This window comes from Paenibacillus sp. P32E (assembly GCF_001909085.1).
Taxonomy (GTDB): Bacteria; Bacillota; Bacilli; order Paenibacillales; family Paenibacillaceae; genus Paenibacillus_AQ; species Paenibacillus_AQ helianthi.
In genome coordinates this window covers 230691-248587 of sequence record NZ_LVYY01000068.1, presented here as the reverse complement: position 1 = coordinate 248587, position 17897 = coordinate 230691, and the positions used below count along the sequence as shown (strand labels likewise).

The 17897-nt window shown below is 52.0% G+C and carries 12 protein-coding genes; 6 read left to right on the top strand and 6 right to left on the bottom strand.

Features of this window, described 5'->3' with window-relative positions; translation table 11 throughout:
- Positions 1–80: 80 nt before the first annotated feature.
- Positions 81–788 carry a Crp/Fnr family transcriptional regulator gene (locus A3848_RS28685; protein WP_074088444.1) on the top strand — a complete coding sequence of 236 codons (708 nt, stop codon included), beginning with the start codon at positions 81–83 and terminating at the stop codon, positions 786–788.
- Between the two features lie 133 nt (positions 789–921).
- The gene (locus A3848_RS28680; protein ID WP_074088443.1) at positions 922–1305 is read left to right on the top strand and encodes a RidA family protein; all 384 of its coding nucleotides are present in this window, start codon (positions 922–924) and stop codon (positions 1303–1305) included.
- A 130-nt stretch (positions 1306–1435) separates the two neighbouring features.
- Here A3848_RS28680 and A3848_RS28675 read toward each other — a convergent pair whose 3' ends face one another.
- A complete protein-coding gene (locus tag A3848_RS28675) occupies positions 1436–4402 on the bottom strand; it encodes an ABC transporter substrate binding protein (RefSeq protein ID WP_074088442.1) in 2967 nt (988 codons plus the stop codon).
- Positions 4403–4664: 262 nt separating this feature from the next.
- Between A3848_RS28675 and A3848_RS28670 the strand changes: the two genes are divergently transcribed.
- Positions 4665–5642, top strand: a complete 978-nt coding sequence (locus A3848_RS28670; protein WP_074088441.1) for a LacI family DNA-binding transcriptional regulator — start codon at positions 4665–4667, stop codon at positions 5640–5642.
- A 414-nt stretch (positions 5643–6056) separates the two neighbouring features.
- Here the strand turns inward: A3848_RS28670 and pgmB are convergent, their stop codons facing one another.
- The 5 genes from pgmB to A3848_RS28645 all read right to left on the bottom strand — a co-directional run bounded on the left by pgmB (position 6057) and on the right by A3848_RS28645 (position 14168).
- On the bottom strand, positions 6057–9065 hold the full coding sequence (gene pgmB / locus A3848_RS28665; protein ID WP_256702584.1) for a beta-phosphoglucomutase: 3009 nt from the start codon (positions 9063–9065) through the stop codon (positions 6057–6059).
- Between the two features lie 52 nt (positions 9066–9117).
- Entirely contained in the window at positions 9118–10209 is a 1092-nt protein-coding gene (locus A3848_RS28660; protein WP_074088440.1) for a carbohydrate ABC transporter permease, read from the bottom strand.
- Positions 10210–11325 (bottom strand): carbohydrate ABC transporter permease, encoded by a 1116-nt coding sequence (locus A3848_RS28655; protein ID WP_074088439.1) that lies wholly within the window; start codon positions 11323–11325, stop codon positions 10210–10212. It lies immediately after the preceding gene.
- Positions 11326–11528: 203 nt separating this feature from the next.
- Positions 11529–12956 carry an ABC transporter substrate-binding protein gene (locus A3848_RS28650; RefSeq protein WP_074088438.1) on the bottom strand — a complete coding sequence of 476 codons (1428 nt, stop codon included), beginning with the start codon at positions 12954–12956 and terminating at the stop codon, positions 11529–11531.
- A gap of 207 nt (positions 12957–13163) precedes the next feature.
- Positions 13164–14168 (bottom strand): LacI family DNA-binding transcriptional regulator, encoded by a 1005-nt coding sequence (locus A3848_RS28645; protein ID WP_074088437.1) that lies wholly within the window; start codon positions 14166–14168, stop codon positions 13164–13166.
- Positions 14169–14555: 387 nt separating this feature from the next.
- Here A3848_RS28645 and A3848_RS28640 point away from each other — a divergent pair, with 387 nt between their 5' ends.
- The 3 genes from A3848_RS28640 to A3848_RS28630 all read left to right on the top strand — a co-directional run bounded on the left by A3848_RS28640 (position 14556) and on the right by A3848_RS28630 (position 17883).
- Positions 14556–15569 carry an LLM class flavin-dependent oxidoreductase gene (locus tag A3848_RS28640; RefSeq protein WP_244169906.1) on the top strand — a complete coding sequence of 338 codons (1014 nt, stop codon included), beginning with the start codon at positions 14556–14558 and terminating at the stop codon, positions 15567–15569.
- Between the two features lie 483 nt (positions 15570–16052).
- Positions 16053–17180 (top strand): hypothetical protein, encoded by a 1128-nt coding sequence (locus A3848_RS28635; RefSeq protein WP_074088435.1) that lies wholly within the window; start codon positions 16053–16055, stop codon positions 17178–17180.
- A gap of 31 nt (positions 17181–17211) precedes the next feature.
- Positions 17212–17883, top strand: a complete 672-nt coding sequence (locus A3848_RS28630) for a sortase (protein ID WP_074088434.1) — start codon at positions 17212–17214, stop codon at positions 17881–17883.
- The last annotated feature ends 14 nt before the right edge of the window (positions 17884–17897 follow it).

Below are 17897 nucleotides of genomic sequence, written 5' to 3'. Positions count from 1 at the left end.
GTTACCAGTAATTGTAGTAGACTTTCGTCGAACAATCGGTAACGGATGTTACCGGATACTTAAAATTCAGGAGGAAATCTATGAAACCGCACCCTGCTGTGCTGCAGGCCTGTCTGCTGTTTCGGGGACGGTCTGTGGAAGAGATTGAAGCGCTGCTGCAAAAGATGATCTACACCGTCAGCGAGTATCCGAAGAAAGCCGTAATCCTGGCTGAGGGTGATACGGCTGACCGTCTAGGCATCGTGCTCTCCGGGCGGGTGGAGGTGCAGAAGAACCATCCTACCGGCAGCGGTGTCACCATCGCCCATCTGAATCAAGGTCAGACCATTGGCGAAGCCGTACTGTTCCGCAGGAACAACAGCGTTCCCGCCACGGCAACCGCCGCTGACCCCTGTACCATTATGTTCATCGGCAAGCAGGAGCTCCTGCGCATGTTCACGGCAGATACAGACATGCTGACCCGGTTCATTGAGAACCTGTCCGAGCGTCTGGTGCTGGTCAACCGGAAAATCGAGATACTCTCCGCAGGCCCATTGCGGCGCCGGATTGTCGATTTCCTGCTGGAACAGGCCGAACTGCAGTCTTCCGATCAGATCCGCCTTCCTTTCAGCAGGAAAGAATGGGCAGAGCATTTAAATACAGCAAGGCCTTCACTTTCCCGTGAAATGGGGATTCTGCGTGATCAGGGCTGGATTCAGTTCAAGGGCAGGGAGATTGCCCTGCTGGATATGCTTCAAATGAAGGATTACATTCACAGCGTAGAAGCTGCTCCCGGGGACAACCGCTGAAATACAGAGGATATGAAATGAGCTAAAGAACTTACGTATGGGTAAATATCAGTTTAGATAGGATATATGGTTTAGGATGCTGGAAACAGCACCACAAAAAAATAGAACAAGCCTAGAATGGAGAGGAGCCATTATGGAGCGAAAACAAGTGTTTACAGGCTCGCCTTGGGAGTCAACTGTAGGGTACTGCAGGGCCATCCGGGTTGGGACCCGAATTGAAGTGGCAGGAACAACAGCGATGAAGGACGGGGAAGTTGTCGGTAAAGGGGATCCCTATGGGCAGACCCGGTATATCCTGGAGATTATTGAGAAGGCGCTTGGCGAATTGGGCGCAGGCCTCGCAAATGTTGTAAGAACCAGAATGTTTGTTACGGATATCTCCAAATGGGAGGAATTCGGAAAAGCTCATGGGGAGTTTTTCAAGGATATTCAGCCTGTTGCGACAATGGTTGAGGTACAAGCGCTGATCGACCCCGATCTGCTGATTGAAATTGAAGTAGAAGCTATTGCACCCTGAAAAAAGGTACAAATGATTACCCTCTCTACAGTGGCTGCCATCGGCGCTCCAACAACGGCGTTTCTGCCGTTGTTTCAGAGCGGATTGGCCATTTGCGCTTCGGACATTGACTCTCAAATTCTCCTCAGGTTCAGCCGGCAGTTCTGGCGGCAACCCAGGCGACGACCTCTTTTTCCGGGATCGGTCTGCTGATAAAGTAGCCCTGGATCTTATCACAGTTTGTACGCTCCAGGAAAGCCAGCTGGTCCTGTGTCTCTACGCCTTCGGCGGTTACGTTCAGTCCCATATCATGTCCGATAGTGACAATGGAGCTGGCCAGCGACATATTGTTCGGTGCATCAATACTGTCGATAAAAGACTTATCGATCTTCAGTGTGGTAATCGGCAGCTGCTTCAGATAACTCAGTGAGGAGTAACCTGTCCCGAAGTCGTCCAGCGCAATACCAATCCCCTTCTGCTTCAGAGATTCCAGCTTGGAGCTGATCGCTTCGAAGGATTCCATAAAGATCGACTCCGTAATCTCCAGCTCCAGATACTCCGGTGCAAGCCCAGTTTCCCTAAGTATAGTCAGTACCATTTCCGTGAAGTCATCCAGCATCAGCTGGATCACTGAGATATTGACCGAGATGCGATAACCTTCGTAACCCTGTGCGTGCAGCTCCTTCGTGAAGCGGCAGGCATTCCGGAGGACCCATTCGCCAATCGGAACAATCAGCCGGCAATCCTCGGCGATCGTGATAAATGACAGCGGAGACACAAAGCCAAGCACAGGACTGTTCCAGCGGAGCAATGCCTCAAAGCCCCAGATGTCTCCTGAGCCGATATCCACCAGCGGCTGATAGTGCAGCGACAACTCATTGTTCGCAATCGCATTTCTTAAGTGATGCTCCACAATCATCCGTTCATCAAAATGCCGCTGCATCTCCTCACCATACATGACATAAGTGCCCTTGCCTTCCTCCTTCGCCTTATACATCGCGATATCGGCATTCTTCAACAGCTCACCGGCACTGGTCCCATTCTCCGGATACCTGGCAATTCCGATACTGACCGAGATATGCACACTGCTGTCATTAAGCTCAAAAGGCTCACCGAAGCCCTGAACCAGCGACTCCGCACAGAAAACCACCTCAGAATATCCGTCAATATCCTTGATCAGAATCACAAACTCATCCCCGCCAAAACGGAAATGCAAACACCGCCCGTCTGATAATTCCAGCAGCCGTTCACCCGCCTTCACCAGCAGCTGATCACCCAAGGTGTGGCCCATGGTGTCATTAATGTATTTAAAGTTATCGATATCGAGAAAAAAGAGTGCGGCTTGCCCGTCCGGATGCTCTTCGATAAAATTCTCCAGCTCTTCAGAGAGTGACAGACGGTTTGGCAGACCGCTCAGGATATCGTTATAGGCCAAATACCGGTATTTCTCTTCACTGGTCTGCAGCAGCTCCTGATTCTCCACGACCTTGTTATACTGCTCCAGAAGCTCATCCTGCAGTGCCGTAAGCTCCTCATAAGTGGACTCCAGCTCCTGATAGCTCATTTGGAGCTTACTCTCATAGCCCTTACGGTCCGTAACATCAATCATCGATCCTGCAAAACGGACATACCCTCCGGCTGCATTCCGCAGCACTTTACCCCGGGCCTGAAACCATTTATACTCCCCTGACTTAGAGCGCATCCGGTATTCCGCATAATAATAGGAAGAGCGTCCCTCCAGATGCTGTGACCGCGCTTTTTCCTGCTGCTCTGCATCCTCAGGATGGACAATGTCCCTCCATCCCCCATGGCTCTCATTAATCTCATCACGTTCATAGCCCAGCAGCTCATACCAGCTGTCCGAGAAATAATAGATCATTGTGGACATATCCACGTCCCAGATCACCGCATCCGAACCATAGGCAGCGAGACTAAAGCGCTCATTGCTTTTCTCCAGGTTGCTTCTCATCCGCTTCACCAGCTGGACGTAGAACAACAAGATAAAGATAAAGGTCACCAGCACGGCAAAAGCAGCGATAATGCTCAGAACCAGCGTCTTATAGGTTTCATAGAAGGAAAAAGGTTTGTTGATAATCTCGCTGCCCTTCGGCAGCTTATTCACGGAAATGTCAAAATGCCGAAGCTCGTTATAGTCGAAAACATTCCGTTTGGTGCCATCTGTAACAATGGGCAGTTCATCGGCATGTTCCCCCTGAAGAATACGCAGCGCCAGGCTGGCTGAAGTCTGGCCCTGGATTTTGCCGCTAATCAGGCTTCCGCCAAAAGCTCCATGGTTCAGGCCGAAATCATATAAATGGTATACCGGTACGCTGCTGCTGTCCGCCAGCTCACTGGCGAATCTATCAAACTCGATAATTCTGCCGGTGGAATCGCTATAATATGTAGTCATCAGCACAATACTGTCTGAAGAAAGGGAAGAGACGTTTTGTTTGATTTGTTCAATGGAGAAACGGTTCATAGGAATGATCTCGAGACCCCGATGGAGCGAGGTAATCTGATCCATAACCATTTGGCCCGTGGAGAGTCCGCTTTCAGAGTTGTCAAATACAACATACACCTTGCGGATCAGGGGGTTAATATGCAGTGCCATTTGTATCGTTTGGGAAGAGTTGATCTGTTCGATCACACCGGTCAGATTATGCTTGTCCCGGATGCTGGCCACACCCCGTTCATTGACACCACTGAATATAATCGGCGCATCGTGCAGGAGCTCCTGCCGGTATTTCAAGGCGAAGCTAAGCGCGGCGTCATCTGTGGTAATGATGGCATCGATAGGGCTATTCTGGTATTTGAACTTCAATCTATTGTACAATTGCTGGAGATTTTCCTGGCTTGGGTAGCGTTTCCAGTCCATATACTCCGTATAGATCAAAGGCACATTGCCTGTACCTTTCAGAGTCTCTTCGATACCCGTGCTTTGTTCATCCGTCCACTCGAAACCCTTCTGATAGGAATGAAGTACCAGCACATTCTTCGGAAGAGCCTCCTCGGCGCTGGCGGTGAATGTCGGATACAGAAATGCCCACAGCATGACACACAGAATCAGAGGCACAAGCCAGCTCTGCAAACCTTTGAGATGAAATCTCCCTACGCCCATTAGTATACCCCCATGCATCTATCCCAAAGTCTTCCTCATACTCCAAAGGCAGGTCCCCACACCCTTTGGAGCCGCATCACAAAACGAGGAGTTTCGACAATATACTAATTCGTTGACCAGCTTCAGCTTCCCTCTTTATATATCGTTTTCATTTAATTATACGGGGAACGTTTATTTTTTCAAACCGGGGTTTTCTAGACAGCTTAAGGCATAGGGGATAGAATAAATTAGCAGTAACCCCTTAGACAGGAGACCTTATGTTATGCCTACCATAAAAGACGTAGCCCTCAAAGCGGGCGTATCAGCGACAACCGTATCCCGGGTGCTGAACAGCAGAGGCTACTTAAGCGACGCACTGAAGAAAAAGGTCTATGCCGCGATGGAGGAACTAAACTACAGACCCAATGAGCTGGCCCGTTCGCTGAGCCGCTCCAGGTCCAATATTATCGGACTGATTATTCCCCACGTCTCACTGCCGTTCTTCGGTGAATTGACGAGCCGGATTGAGGAGCATGCCTACCGGAACGGGTATAAGCTGCTGCTCTGCAACTCCCAACAAGACAAAATCAAAGAGCTTGAGTATATCGATATGCTGCGCGCAAGCCGGGTCGACGGCATCATTATGGGCAGTCATACGCTGGAAGTAGAAGCTTACCGGCAAATGAATCTGCCCCTGGTCACCTTTGACCGGCAGATTTCACCGGATATCCCTTATGTCTGTTCAGACAACTATGCCGGAGGACAGCTGGCTACCACATTATTAATAGAAAAGGGCTGCCGGAAGCTCGCCCATATTGGCGGTCATCCTCAGCTGAACCTCTTATCCCACCTCCGGTATGAGGCTTTTGCCGATACGGCCCGGGAGCATGGCGTATGGCAAACTTCACTGCATACGGACAATAACAGTTTCGATATGCAGGCTTATGAAAGGCTGCTGGAGCAGCTGTTCCGGGAGCATCCCGGGATTGACGGCATCTTCGCCGGCAGCGACCTTATCGCTGCCTACGCACTGAAAGCCTGCCGGGAGAGCGGCCGCAGCGTGCCTGAAAATGTGCGGATTATCGGCTATGACGGAATCGCACTGCGCAGCCTCTTCCATCCCGCCATCTCATCCATCCGCCAGCCGATGGATGAGATGGGCCGGCTGGCGGTAGAATTGATCGTGAAGCAGGTCGAAGGCGCCTCCGTTGCTGCCGAGAATATTTTGCCGGTAGAACTCGCGGTAGGGGCCACGACATAAAGCTTAGGCGAGAGCGAACCGCATGACGAAAGCGGTGGATTGCGAACAGCAAACGTGAGACGCGTTTGTAGTTGTACGAAATACAACCACCTCTCCCATACTAGCCGTAATGTGAACCGGGATCAGCCTATTTTTCCGGAATTTCAATATTTTTAATTTAGATTGAAAGGCAGTGAGAAGAACCCGCTTGTTTTCCTCATGGAGAACGGCGGAACCGTCACCCTGCAATGGTTAATTGAAGATTATCTAGATCACATGAAGCATCACTTGGAGCAAATCTTCCCGGATCAACATCTGCTGTAACCGGCTGGCTCTAATACATATTCGGAACAGAGCCTCCATTCCGGAACGTAGTTCTAAATGCGAATACCCCGTCTCTCCTCCAACCATGGAGGGTAGACGGGGTATTTCCATTTAGAGCTGGATTAGCTCCATAAGCTTCTCAACACTCAGCCCCGAAGGCCCGGGTACCAGCAGATCAGCCGCGCCAAGCTGAGCTGCGCTACCGATGCCCACTGCCTTCATGCCGGCAGCCTTGATCGCGGCTACGCCCGCTGCCGCATCCTCCACGCCGATGCAATGGCCCGGCGTGACCCCAAGCAGCTCCGCCGCCTGCAGGAAGATCTCCGGGTCGGGCTTGCCCTTCCGCAGACTAGCCGGGTCGGCGATCGCCTGGAACCAGCGGGCTGCGCCGAGACGCTCCAGAATCTGCGGAGCATTCAGGCTCGCCGAGGCCAGCCCCAAGAGGATTCCCCGCTCCCGCAGGGAATCCAGCAGCTCCGGGATCCCCGGCAGCAGATCCTCCGGGGTGATCCGCCCGATCATTTCCCTGTAATGATCGTTCTTCTGCTCCGCCAGCCGTTGCTTCTCGGCTTCCGTGAAGGCGAGGCCGCTTTCCTCCAGGATAATATCCAGCGACTCCATGCGGCTCACGCCTTTCAGCCGTTCATTCTTCTCCCGGCTGAAGGGCACCCCCAGGCCATGGGCCAGCGCCTGCCAGGCCTGATAATGATATTCGGCCGTGTCGGTAATCACACCGTCCAGATCGAAAATCACCGCTTCCAGCCGTCTCGCAAGCGACACGGTCACCGGCTCCCGCGGAGACAGCTGCAGCGTCTGCTCCAGGTGCCGGATCGTGAGGCCTTCCCCCTCAAGCAGCGTATAAACTGCCGCCTCACGGTCTACATACACATCCAGCAGCTGGCCCCTGGATGTGATTTTGAAGCGGTAGCTCTGCCACTGCTCCGGCAGCGCCGGATGGAAGCACAGCACGCCGTCATACTGGCGCATTCCACCGAAGCCGTTCACTATCGACATCCACGAGCCTGCCATTGCCGCCATGTGCAGCCCGTCTTTAGCGTTGCGGTTGATATCATCCAGGTCCATCCGCACCGTGCGGTCAAAGTAGGCATAGGCACCTGCCAAGTCACCGATTTCAGCGGAGACGATGCTGTGAATACACGGGGACAGGGAAGAATCATGGGTCGTCAGCGGCTCATAATACTGATAATTGCGGATTTTGTCGGCCAGGCTGAACTGGTCACCAAGCAGGAACAATGCCATAACGAGATCGGCCTGCTTCAGCACCTGGTGGCGGTAGATCACGAGCGGGTGATAGTTCAGCAGCAGCGGATACTTATCCGCCGGGGTGCGCTCGAAATCCCATTTCCGCTTGCTAAGAAACGTATCATCCTGTGCATAGATGCCCAAGGCCCGGTCAAATGGGATATACATCTTCTCCGCAGCCTCCAGCCAGCCCTCTGCCTCCTGCGTGCTCAGTCCTATACTTCGTTCCAGCCGTTCGTAATCTCCGGGATATTCCCGGCGGAGCAGATCAGCTGTCTCAAAAGCATACAGAAGCTGATCCCGCACCATCAGGTTCGTATAGGCGTTATTGTTCACAATGGCTGTATATTCATCGGGACCGGTTACGGCATCAATGCAGAAGGCTCCGCCGCGTGCCGGATTGAAATGGCCCAGATCCGCCCAGAAGCGCGACGTTTCAAACAGAACCTCCGCACCCTTAGCGGCGAGAAACTCTACATCACCTGTCGCCTGCACATACTGCTTGATGCCATACGCGATATCCGCATTGATATGCGCCTGGGCCGTGCCTGCCGGGAAATAAGCCGAGTTCTCCGCGCCGTCAATCGTCCGCCAGGGATAGAGCGCCCCTGTCTGCGACATCACTGCCGCCCGCTCCCGCGCTTTACCTAATGTGGCATAGCGGAACTCCAATAGTGCACGGCTCACTTCGGGCTGGGTGTACGTGAAGAACGGCAGCATGTACATTTCGGTATCCCAGAAATAATGGCCCTCATAGCCTTCACCGGTGAGGCCTTTGGCTCCGATATTGGTTACACCGTCACGTCCTACAGACTGCAGCAGCTGAAAGGCATTGAAGCGGATCCCCTGCTGCAGCGCCGGGTCGCCGGTAATCTCTACATCCGTGTGACTCCAAAAAACATCCAGGTAGGCCTGCTGTTCAGCAGCAAGCCCGTCAAAGCCGCAATCCGCTGCCATCTCCAGTACGGCCATGCTCCGGTTATGCAGTTCCTCTTCATCATAATCCTTGGAGGTATGATACGAAATATACTTGCTGAGCGAAACGCTCTGTCCACTAAGCACTTCAGCGGTATAACATACCGAGATCCGCGGCCCGGTCAGGTTGCGGCTTACCTCATGGCCGGACTCGGCCTGCAGCTTATGGCTCATCGCCGTCAGCAGTGCGAACTGCGTATGCCGGGTCCGCTGCTTCATCCACAGCATTCCTGCAGTCTCATCATAACCCGTGCCTTCCAGCAGCAGGCTTGGTTCACGGCTACCCGATCCGAGCCGGGGATCTCCGCTTGCCTCCTGCCGGACGATATCCCCGTCCATGGCGGAACTGAACGTTAGCGTACCGTCGAAATTAAGCGCCGTTACGCTGTAGTGAGTGGCGGCGAGATGCTTATGCTTCAGGGACACCATCCGCCGGATCTGCAGCAGGACACGGTGGCCTGCCGGCGATTCCCACTCCACTTCACGGTGGAGGATGCCGCTTCGCATATCCAGCCAGCGCCCGTAGCGGTGTACCGTACCACTGTTCATATGGAAGGCATGGCCTTCAATACTCAGCTCGATGATCCGGGCATCGGTTACATTCAGCATGGCCTGGTTGCGCTCAGGATACCCGTACGCCCCCTCGGGATACACAATGGGCTCAGAATCAAAGAATCCGTTCAAGTAGTTGCCGGCCACCGAGGTTCCCGCCAGGCCATGATAACCTTCCTCAAAATTGCCGCGCATGCCGATATATCCGTTGCCCAGCGCGAACACGCTCTCGCTTCTCTGGTTGTGCTCATCCTCGTAGGCATCCTCACCAAGGCTCCAATCCCGGTAGGGATACAGTGCCGCCGGATGCTCATAGGGCTTCATCTTCATCTTGAACATCTCCTCCTGATCGCGAGACTCTTATGAACCCTCCAGCTCTACATCATCCTTTCACTGAACCGCCCATCAGGCCGCGGACGAAGTACTTTTGCAGCAGGAAAAAAATCGCCAGCGGCATCAGCATCGAAATAAACGCCGCCGAGGTCAGCAGATGCCAGTCGTTACCGCGCGAGCCGACCAGATCGGCGATCTTCATCGACATAACCTGAACCGAAGGCTGGTTGCCGATAAAGATCAGCGAGACCAGATAATCATTCCATACCCACAGGAATTGGAAGATCCCGATGGAAGCCAGGGCAGGAACGGACAGCGGCAGAATCAGTCTGCTGAAGATGGTGAAATGGCTCGCGCCATCAATAAAGGCCGATTCAAACAAATCCTTAGGCAGCTGGCTGATGAAGTTATACATGAAATAGGTGACCAGCGGCAGACCGAAGGCGGTATGCGCCAGCCAGATCCCCAGATAGCTTCCGTTCAGACCCAGTGCGGTATAATCCTTAAGCACAGGAATCAGTGCGACCTGAATCGGAATCACGAGCATGGCGATAATGATCACGAACAGTGTTTTGCGGCCCGGGAACCGCAGCCAAGCGAAGGCATACGCGGCAAAAGAAGCGATCAGCACCGGAATAACCGTAGCCGGAACCGCAATCGTCAGCGTGTTCCAGAAGGCCTGCGACAGCCCCGTTCCTTTTTGTACCGTTTCACTGCCGTCGGCCTCCTTGAGTTTGTACTCTTTGCCGGACAGCACATTATTGTAATTATCCAGTGTAAAATCAGGTTTGGTCTCCCAGCCCTGCTCCTGCATATTGACCGTGCGCGCTCTGCGGTTCTCCCACATCAGACGGCTGTCATCCACCTCCACGCCTGCCTTCAACTGGTCGTCTGTATAGGTTTTGCCGTTCACCTCAATCGGCTGGCGCAGATCCACATCCTTGGACAGCTGCAGCGTTTCGCCTGCCTTCCACTCCTGATGGGGGAACACTTTCCACCAGCCGGTCTGCAGAATATCCGCTGCCGGACGGAACGAGGAAATAAAGAGGCCCAGCGTGGGAAGCAGCCAGATAAAACAAATGACACCCAGTGCCAGATTGACGATGGTTTTGCCGCCTTTTCTTTTCTTTTTGCCGACCATTTAGAATCCCCCCTGCTTGCGGAACTGTCGAAGATTAATAATAATAACCGGCAAGACCGCGATCAGGAGAACAATAGCCAGCGTCGAGCCGTACCCGAAATTACGGTACATAAAGAACTGCCGGTAGAACTGTGTCGCCACCACTTCCGTATCGTATTGACCTCCTGTCATCACCATGACGACGTCAAATATTTTCAATGTAAAGACGATAATGGTGGTGGTAACGGTAAGGATTGTCGCAGAAATGATCGGAATCATAATCCCAAAGAAAATCTTCACCTCACCCGCCCCATCCACGCGCGCAGCTTCCAGAATATCGTCAGGGACCCCTTTGATCGCAGCAGAGAAAATGACCATCGCAAACCCGGTCTGCATCCAGATCAAAATGACAATGAGAAAAAAGTTATTCCAAGGCTGCAGCATACTCGTCCAGGCTTGCGGCTCACCGCCAAAATAGGTCACGACCGCATTCAGCAGTCCGATTTGCTCATCACCCGGCTGATAGTAATAGACGAATTTCCAGATTACGCCTGCGGCTACAAAAGATATAGCCATCGGCATGAAGATGATCGATTTGGCGATTTTCTCGTAGCTGCTGCGGTCGGCAAGGATGGCGATGAGCAGCCCGAAGCAGACACAAGCCAGCGTCCCCACGAACACCCAGAGCAGATTATTACGCAGTGCAGTTGCCATGAGGTGGTCGCTGAATATCGCAGCGTAGTTGCTGAGTCCGACAAATTTCTCCGAGGAAGCATTAAAGAAGCTCAAGTACAACGTACGCAGTGCAGGCAACACCAGCAGCCAGCCCAGAATGATCACAGCCGGCCCGATAAAAATATACGGCAGCACCTTCCTGCGGATATAGTCAGGGTACTGCTCCACCGCCCAGGTCAGCGTATAGTAAATGAGATACACCCCCAGCACGCCCCACAGTACAGCAAGAACCGCCGTGAGCAGCGGATTCAGCGTGGAATCCCGGAAAAACATGAAAATCACACCGTTGATAACGATGTTGGAGAGTAGTACAACAAGGGACAGGAGCACCGCCCTGAGACTGATTTTCTGCTTCGCCCCGGTACCTGCAACACTGGATTCCGGCTTTATTTGTGCATCCATATTAGCTCCTCCTATAAGTTTTGCTGGAGCAAAACTTCCTCGCAAGCATAGGCTCTGGTTTCGCCGAGCAAAGCTTTCTTCGTAAGCCTTGTACATGGTCGATCTGTTCGGTCAGAATACGTTAACAGAGAAAAAGCGGGACAGGCCATACTCACTGCACACTGCCCCGCTTTTAGATGAATATATGACTTAATAAGTTCCGCTTAGTTTTTCCAGCCTGACTGGATCTGTTCCAGAGCCTTATCCAGTGTTGCCGTTCCGCTCACATAGTCGGTCATGCCTTTCCAGAACGTACCCGCACCCACTTTACCCGGCATCAGGTCAGAACCGTCAAAACGGAGCGTGGATGCATCCTGCACCAGCTTCGCCATGCGGCGGTCGGATTCAGAGGTGTACCAATCCAGAGAAGCATCATTCATTGGAGCGATTACACCGCCGGACTGCACCCAGCTCTTGATGGATTCACCGGTGGTGAAGAATTCCATTACTGCACGGACTTCCGGACGGTCATTGAACATGGCATAGATATCGCCTGCTACCAGCACCGGCTTGCCGTACTGCGGATCAATCGGCGGCAGGTAGAACCAGTCGTAATCCTGATCCACCTTAGCGGTTTCCGGGAAGAAACTTGTGATAAAGTTGCCCATCAGGTTGAACCAGGCCTTTGGAGGATTCTCAAACATCGGTTTAGGAGCATCCCCGAAGGCTGTAGTTACGATCGATTTGGTTCCGCCATAGACATAATCCTTGTTGAGCCAGATCTTGGACATGACTTCAACGGCGTTCTTCACTTCCGGGGAAGTGAACGGCAGCTCACCCTTCACCCATTTGTCATAGTTCTCCGGCGTGGTTGTCCGCAGCATGATGTTCTCTACCCAGTCCGTTGCCGCCCAGCCTGTAGCCGCACCACTCTCGATACCGATGGTCCAGGCCGGATCGCCGTCCTTGGCGATTTGCTCAGTCAGTGCCATCATCTCATCCCAGGTTTCCGGAACTTTATATCCGGCTTCTTCGAATTGTTTTTTTGGATACCACACCAGGCTCTTCACATTGCTGCGGTTCCAGATCCCGGCCATAATCTTGCCGTCTTTGCCATCCATAGTCGACATATCGAGCCAGCTTTTATTGTAGTTGGCCTTCAGTTTCTCCTGGTCCAGCACTCCTGTCAGGTCAACCACCTTGCCGGTTTTGGCAATGGAGGCCAGCAGACCAGGCTGCGGGAAGTCAGCGATATCCGGCGCATTTCCGCCGTCGACGCGGATATTGATCGTCGCTTCGAATTCCTTGGAGCCTTCATATTGAATGTCGATGCCGGTCTTGTCTTCAAATTCCTTGATGCTTTTCTCGAATTTCACCTGGTCAGCATCTACGAAGGGTCCGAACATCGTGACTTTGGTTCCTTTATAATCACCTTTCATAGCCAAATCCAGCGGTGAGCCCGCAGCAGCGGCCTCGGTAGGATCAGGTGATGCCTGATTGTTAGATGCAGCCGGTGCCTCTGTAGCCGCTGGCGGATCAGTCTTAGCCGCATTATTCGTGTTATTATTCCCGCCGCAACCGCTAAGCAGCATGGTGAAGGATAAGCATAGCACCATGGCGAGTGACAGTTTTCGTCCCGTAGCCTTTTTCATTCGTCATACATCCCCTTTAATTATGGTTTGTGAGACTGCATTTCTTGTGCTTACGTTCGGTTGTTGCTCGCTTACCTGCGGGATCACCTCCTTGCAAGAAGTAGTGGAGCATAAGACTGTCTTAGGTTGTATGCGTTACCAATACTATATTGAAAATAGTTAGCCTTCATCCCACTCTTGTGAAAAGCTTTTCAAAGTATACAGGACTCATCGTTCCCGTGAGGATTCCCTCACAATCAGCTTATGCTCCATTTTTTCTGTGGTTACTTCCACCTTGCCGGTGGTCAGCAGCTCATGCAGCTTCTCGGCGGCTCTATAGCCCAGTTGATAAATCGGCTGTGCAATTGTCGTCAGCTTCGGAATGAACATCCCCGACATCCGCAGATTATCGAACCCGATAACGGATACCTGGCCCGGCACCAGAATATTACGGTCTTTCAAATACGAGATTGCCCCCATCGCGAACTCATCAGCGACACAGAATAAGCCCGTCACTTCCGGATAATCCGCAAACAGCTCATGCGTAGCTTGATAGGCATGCTCAAAACGGTGATTGGCATATCTGACCTTCTCCACATTGTACTCAAGTCCGGCTTCTGTTAATGCTCTTACAAAGCCGTCATACCTAGGTGGGCCTGACACGGAATTCACATGATCGAACCCGATCATGCCGATTTCGGTGTGACCCAGCTCGATCAGAAATCTGACCGCGTCGCAGGCTGCCTTTTCATCATCAATCTCCACTGTAGGCACATCGAATTCTTCCGAGTGGGATGAGACCAGCACAAAGGGAATTCTGCAGCCGGTCAGCTTCTCATAACATTCCGGGTACAGGACATCACTGGCGTACACAATCCCATCGACCTGCTTCTCATGAAAAGTATCAATGTAGCTCAGCATCCGGTCCTTATCACGGTCGGTATTGCAGATCATCAGACTGTAACCCAGCTTAATGCAGGCATCCTGCATTCCCCGGATCACTCCGGCAAAATAAAGGTTCTCAATATCAGGGATAAGCAAGCCCAGCATATAAGACTTCTTGTAAATCAATCCCCGGGCGAAGGCATTGGGCTGATACTTCAGCTTCTCTATGGCTTCAATTACACGGCTGCGTTTACTCTCAACTACGGTATTCGGTGCATTCATCACGCGGGATACAGTACTGATCGACACCTCTGCCATTTTGGCAACATCTCTGATGGTTGGCTTCATTAGCGTAACTTCCTTTTTTAAAATATAAGAATTTATATGGCTCACAAATAAATTATCCTTATATTTCTCGCTGAAACGGATACCATCCTTAAAAGGACGGCGAAGCCGTTTTTACTTAGAAAAGCTTTTCAAAGCGATTATAGCAGGGGTTTCCATAATTGACAACAGATTTTTTTTAAGCGCTTTCATTGTTGGCGTTTAGGCAATACAGAATTCATTTCATCTCATGGCCACCCTTGGAAAAAGGGGGATTCGCAGCAAACTTCCGGACACTAGCTTACTTAAAGTGTGTAAATAATTTATTTTCATGTTATAATTGCCGGGTAGATCATTTCCATGCTGCAAATACTGGTTATTAATAGAAGCATCCATTTGGGAGGGATATTCGTGAAAAAACTGCAGGACATTCCGTTTTCCGTGCTGGATCTGGCTCCTATTGTGGAGGGTGGAACGGCAGCGGATTCTTTTCATAACACGCTTGATCTGGCCCGTCATGCCGAAGGTTGGGGGTATCACCGCTATTGGCTCGCAGAGCATCATAACATGCCTGGAATTGCCAGCTCTGCTACCTCCCTTGTCATCGGCCATGTTGCCGCAGGCACCAAGAGCATTCGGGTAGGGTCGGGAGGCATTATGCTCAGTAACCATGCACCGCTCATGATTGCCGAGCAATTCGGAACACTTGAATCGCTGTATCCCGGCCGGATCGACCTGGGACTGGGCAGAGCTCCCGGTTCAGATCAGGCTGCTGCCCGGGCCATGCGCCGCAGCCTTGGCAGTGACGGCAGTGAATTCCCCGAGCAGCTCAGTGAGCTCAGAGCCTACTTTAATCCGGAGGGAGCCGGCTCACGGCCGCTTGGTGTCCGCGCAGTTCCAGGTGAAGGCCTGAATGTGCCGATCTGGCTGCTAGGCTCCAGCGGCTTCAGTGCCCAGCTCGCAGGCCAGCTTGGTCTACCATTTGCTTTTGCCAGCCACTTCGCACCCGATTATCTGCTTCCGGCCCTTCATCTGTACCGCACCAGCTTCAAGCCGTCAGAGACGCTGGATAAGCCGCATGTCATGGTGGGGCTTGGAATTACGGCGGCCGCAACTACAGAGCAGGCTCGTTGGCTTGCGACTTCGCAGCAGCAGCAATTTCTCAATATTATCCGCGGCCGGACCGGCAAGCTCCAGCCTCCAGTAGACAGCATGGAGGGACTGTGGTCTCCTCAGGAAAAGGCTATGCTGCTCAGCAAGCAGCTCTACTCCATCGCAGGAGATCAAACCTCGATCAAGGAAAGACTGCTGCAAATCGTAGAAGAAACCCAGGCCGATGAATTCATCGTGGCCTCGCAGATTTATGACCACTCTGCACGCTTGCATTCCTATGAGCTTGTTGCCGAACTGGTGAAGGAAAGCTAAACTATCTGAAGCCGGGTTTAGATAAATCATATTCAGAATCAAAAAGAGAAGGCAGCGTATTGTTGCTTTCTCTTTTTTGACGTATTGGAAACAACACACCCGCTGATGTTGAATGGACTATCACAATCGTTCTTTATAAAAAACACAAATATTCTTTAATCCAGAGAAATAAACAGAAATCGGAAGCTATCTTTAAATATTCATCTATTTATCCTAATTTTTGATCCTATAAGACCAATATACATCCTAATTCCCGTTTTTACTTATCTGAAATTTTGATTATACTGATATTATTCGTTATAACGAACATACATAATTCCTTAACAACCTAGACACTTCCCTTTATCGCTTTATACATGTAGTGGTTCTTCAAAAAACCACTCTTTTCGACAAGGTATATGCAAATAGTGAGAATAAAGCGGAGTTTATGCCGAATGTCTGCGGGTAGCAAGGCTGAGCTTCCAGAAAGAAAGGAGCGGGCAAGTGAAGAGAAAATACCACAGGGCAATTATTGGCGTCTATATTCTGATCGTTCTGGCCGGGGTTGTCTGGCATGCCGGGGGCGCAAGTGCAGAGGACACGATAAAGCTTACAGTGAATTCACACACAACCAGTATGGCGAAGATGAACAATATGCAGCCGGGGGATGTCACCTCCTCTGACTATACCGTGATTAATGAAGGTAATGAGCCATTCAATTACTATGTAGACTTCAAATTTATGTCCGGGGACAAGGAATTGTACAATATCCTGCAAATGACCCTGCAAAAAGAGGGAGTCATCCTCTATTCCGGGGTAATGAGCGAGGCGGAGGGGCGGGTGGCAGTAGGAACACTGTCTGGTGGAGCCCAAGAGGCCATTCAAATGGATGTAACTTTTCCATATGAGGCTGGTAATGAATATCAGGCGAAAACAACCAGTGTAGCCTTCATATTCTCCGCTTCCGGTGAGCCGAATCCTTCGGCTACGCCTAGTGCCACACCTTCGGCTTCTGCTACTCCGAATCCGTCGGCTACGCCTAGCGCTACACCTTCGGCTTCTGCTACTCCGAATCCGTCGGCTGCGCCTAGCGCCACACCTTCGGCTTCTGCTACTCCGAATCCTTCGGCTTCTGCTACTCCGAATCCATCGGCTACGCCTAGTGCTACACCTTCGGCTTCTGCTACTCCGAATCCGTCGGCTGCGCCTAGCGCCACACCTTCGGCTTCTGCTACTCCGAATCCGACAGACGGCCCGACCGCTGCGCCAACCGCCAGCTCGGTGCCGGGAACAATCGTTACACCTGCTGCTTCATCTGCAGCAACAGCTTCACCGGGTTTAAATGAAGCTACGGTCACCGACCCGCCGGTTCCACTGGGCGGCAATAACAGCAGCAGCGGAAGTCCACCATCGGCTTCACCGGGAACCGGCAATACAGGAACCGGCAATGAAGCAACATCATCACCGGATCCTGGAGTGACACTAGGGGATGATGAGCTTCCGCTCGGGGGACCAGACGGCGGCGGGAAGCTGCCGGACACTGCAGAACCCTGGTATAACCTGATTCTGATCAGCTTGGCGGTAGCAATTGTGAGCATAATTATCTTACGTAGACTAAGCTCGAAGAAGTAAACCCATTTCAACACAGGCTGGAGGCGAGAGTATGAAGAAGCATTCGGGGCTGGCCATTGCCGTGAAGCTGATCTTCGTACTCTCTTTGTGTATCATGCTCTATTCGGCCTTCCAAATCTTCCGGGCCCCCGCCGAGGCTCGCCAGGCACTGCAGGAATGGGAGAAAAAGAGGGAGGAAGCTCCCATTATATCCCAGTCCAATGATGAAACACCCCTGCCTGACGGCATGATCAGTCCATCGGAAACAAAAAGCACCTCAAAACCCATCTACAAGAAGGGCGAAATTATCGGAGAGATCTATCTGCCCAAACTGGATAAACGGATTGCCATTCTGGAAGGCACGCAGCGGCCACAGCTTAAAAAAGGGGCTGGGCATGATATAGGGAGCGCCCCGCCCGGTACATTGGGCAACAGTGTGGTGGCCGGCCATCGTGACACGGTGTTCCGGGGGCTAGGCACTTTGAAGAAGGGTGATCTAATCGAGGTTGAAACTGTGGGCGGAAAATTCATTTACAGCATTACCGGCAGTACGATTGTAGACGGTGACGCAAGAGGTGTAATCAAGCAGCAGAAAAGCGAAGCAGTGCTTACTCTGATTACCTGCTATCCGTTTACCTATATCGGCCCGGCACCAGACCGCTATCTGCTCTCAGCCACTCTGCTCCGCAAAGAGCCGGTTTCCCCATCTGGCGACAAGGGATGAGACATTGTATGGAA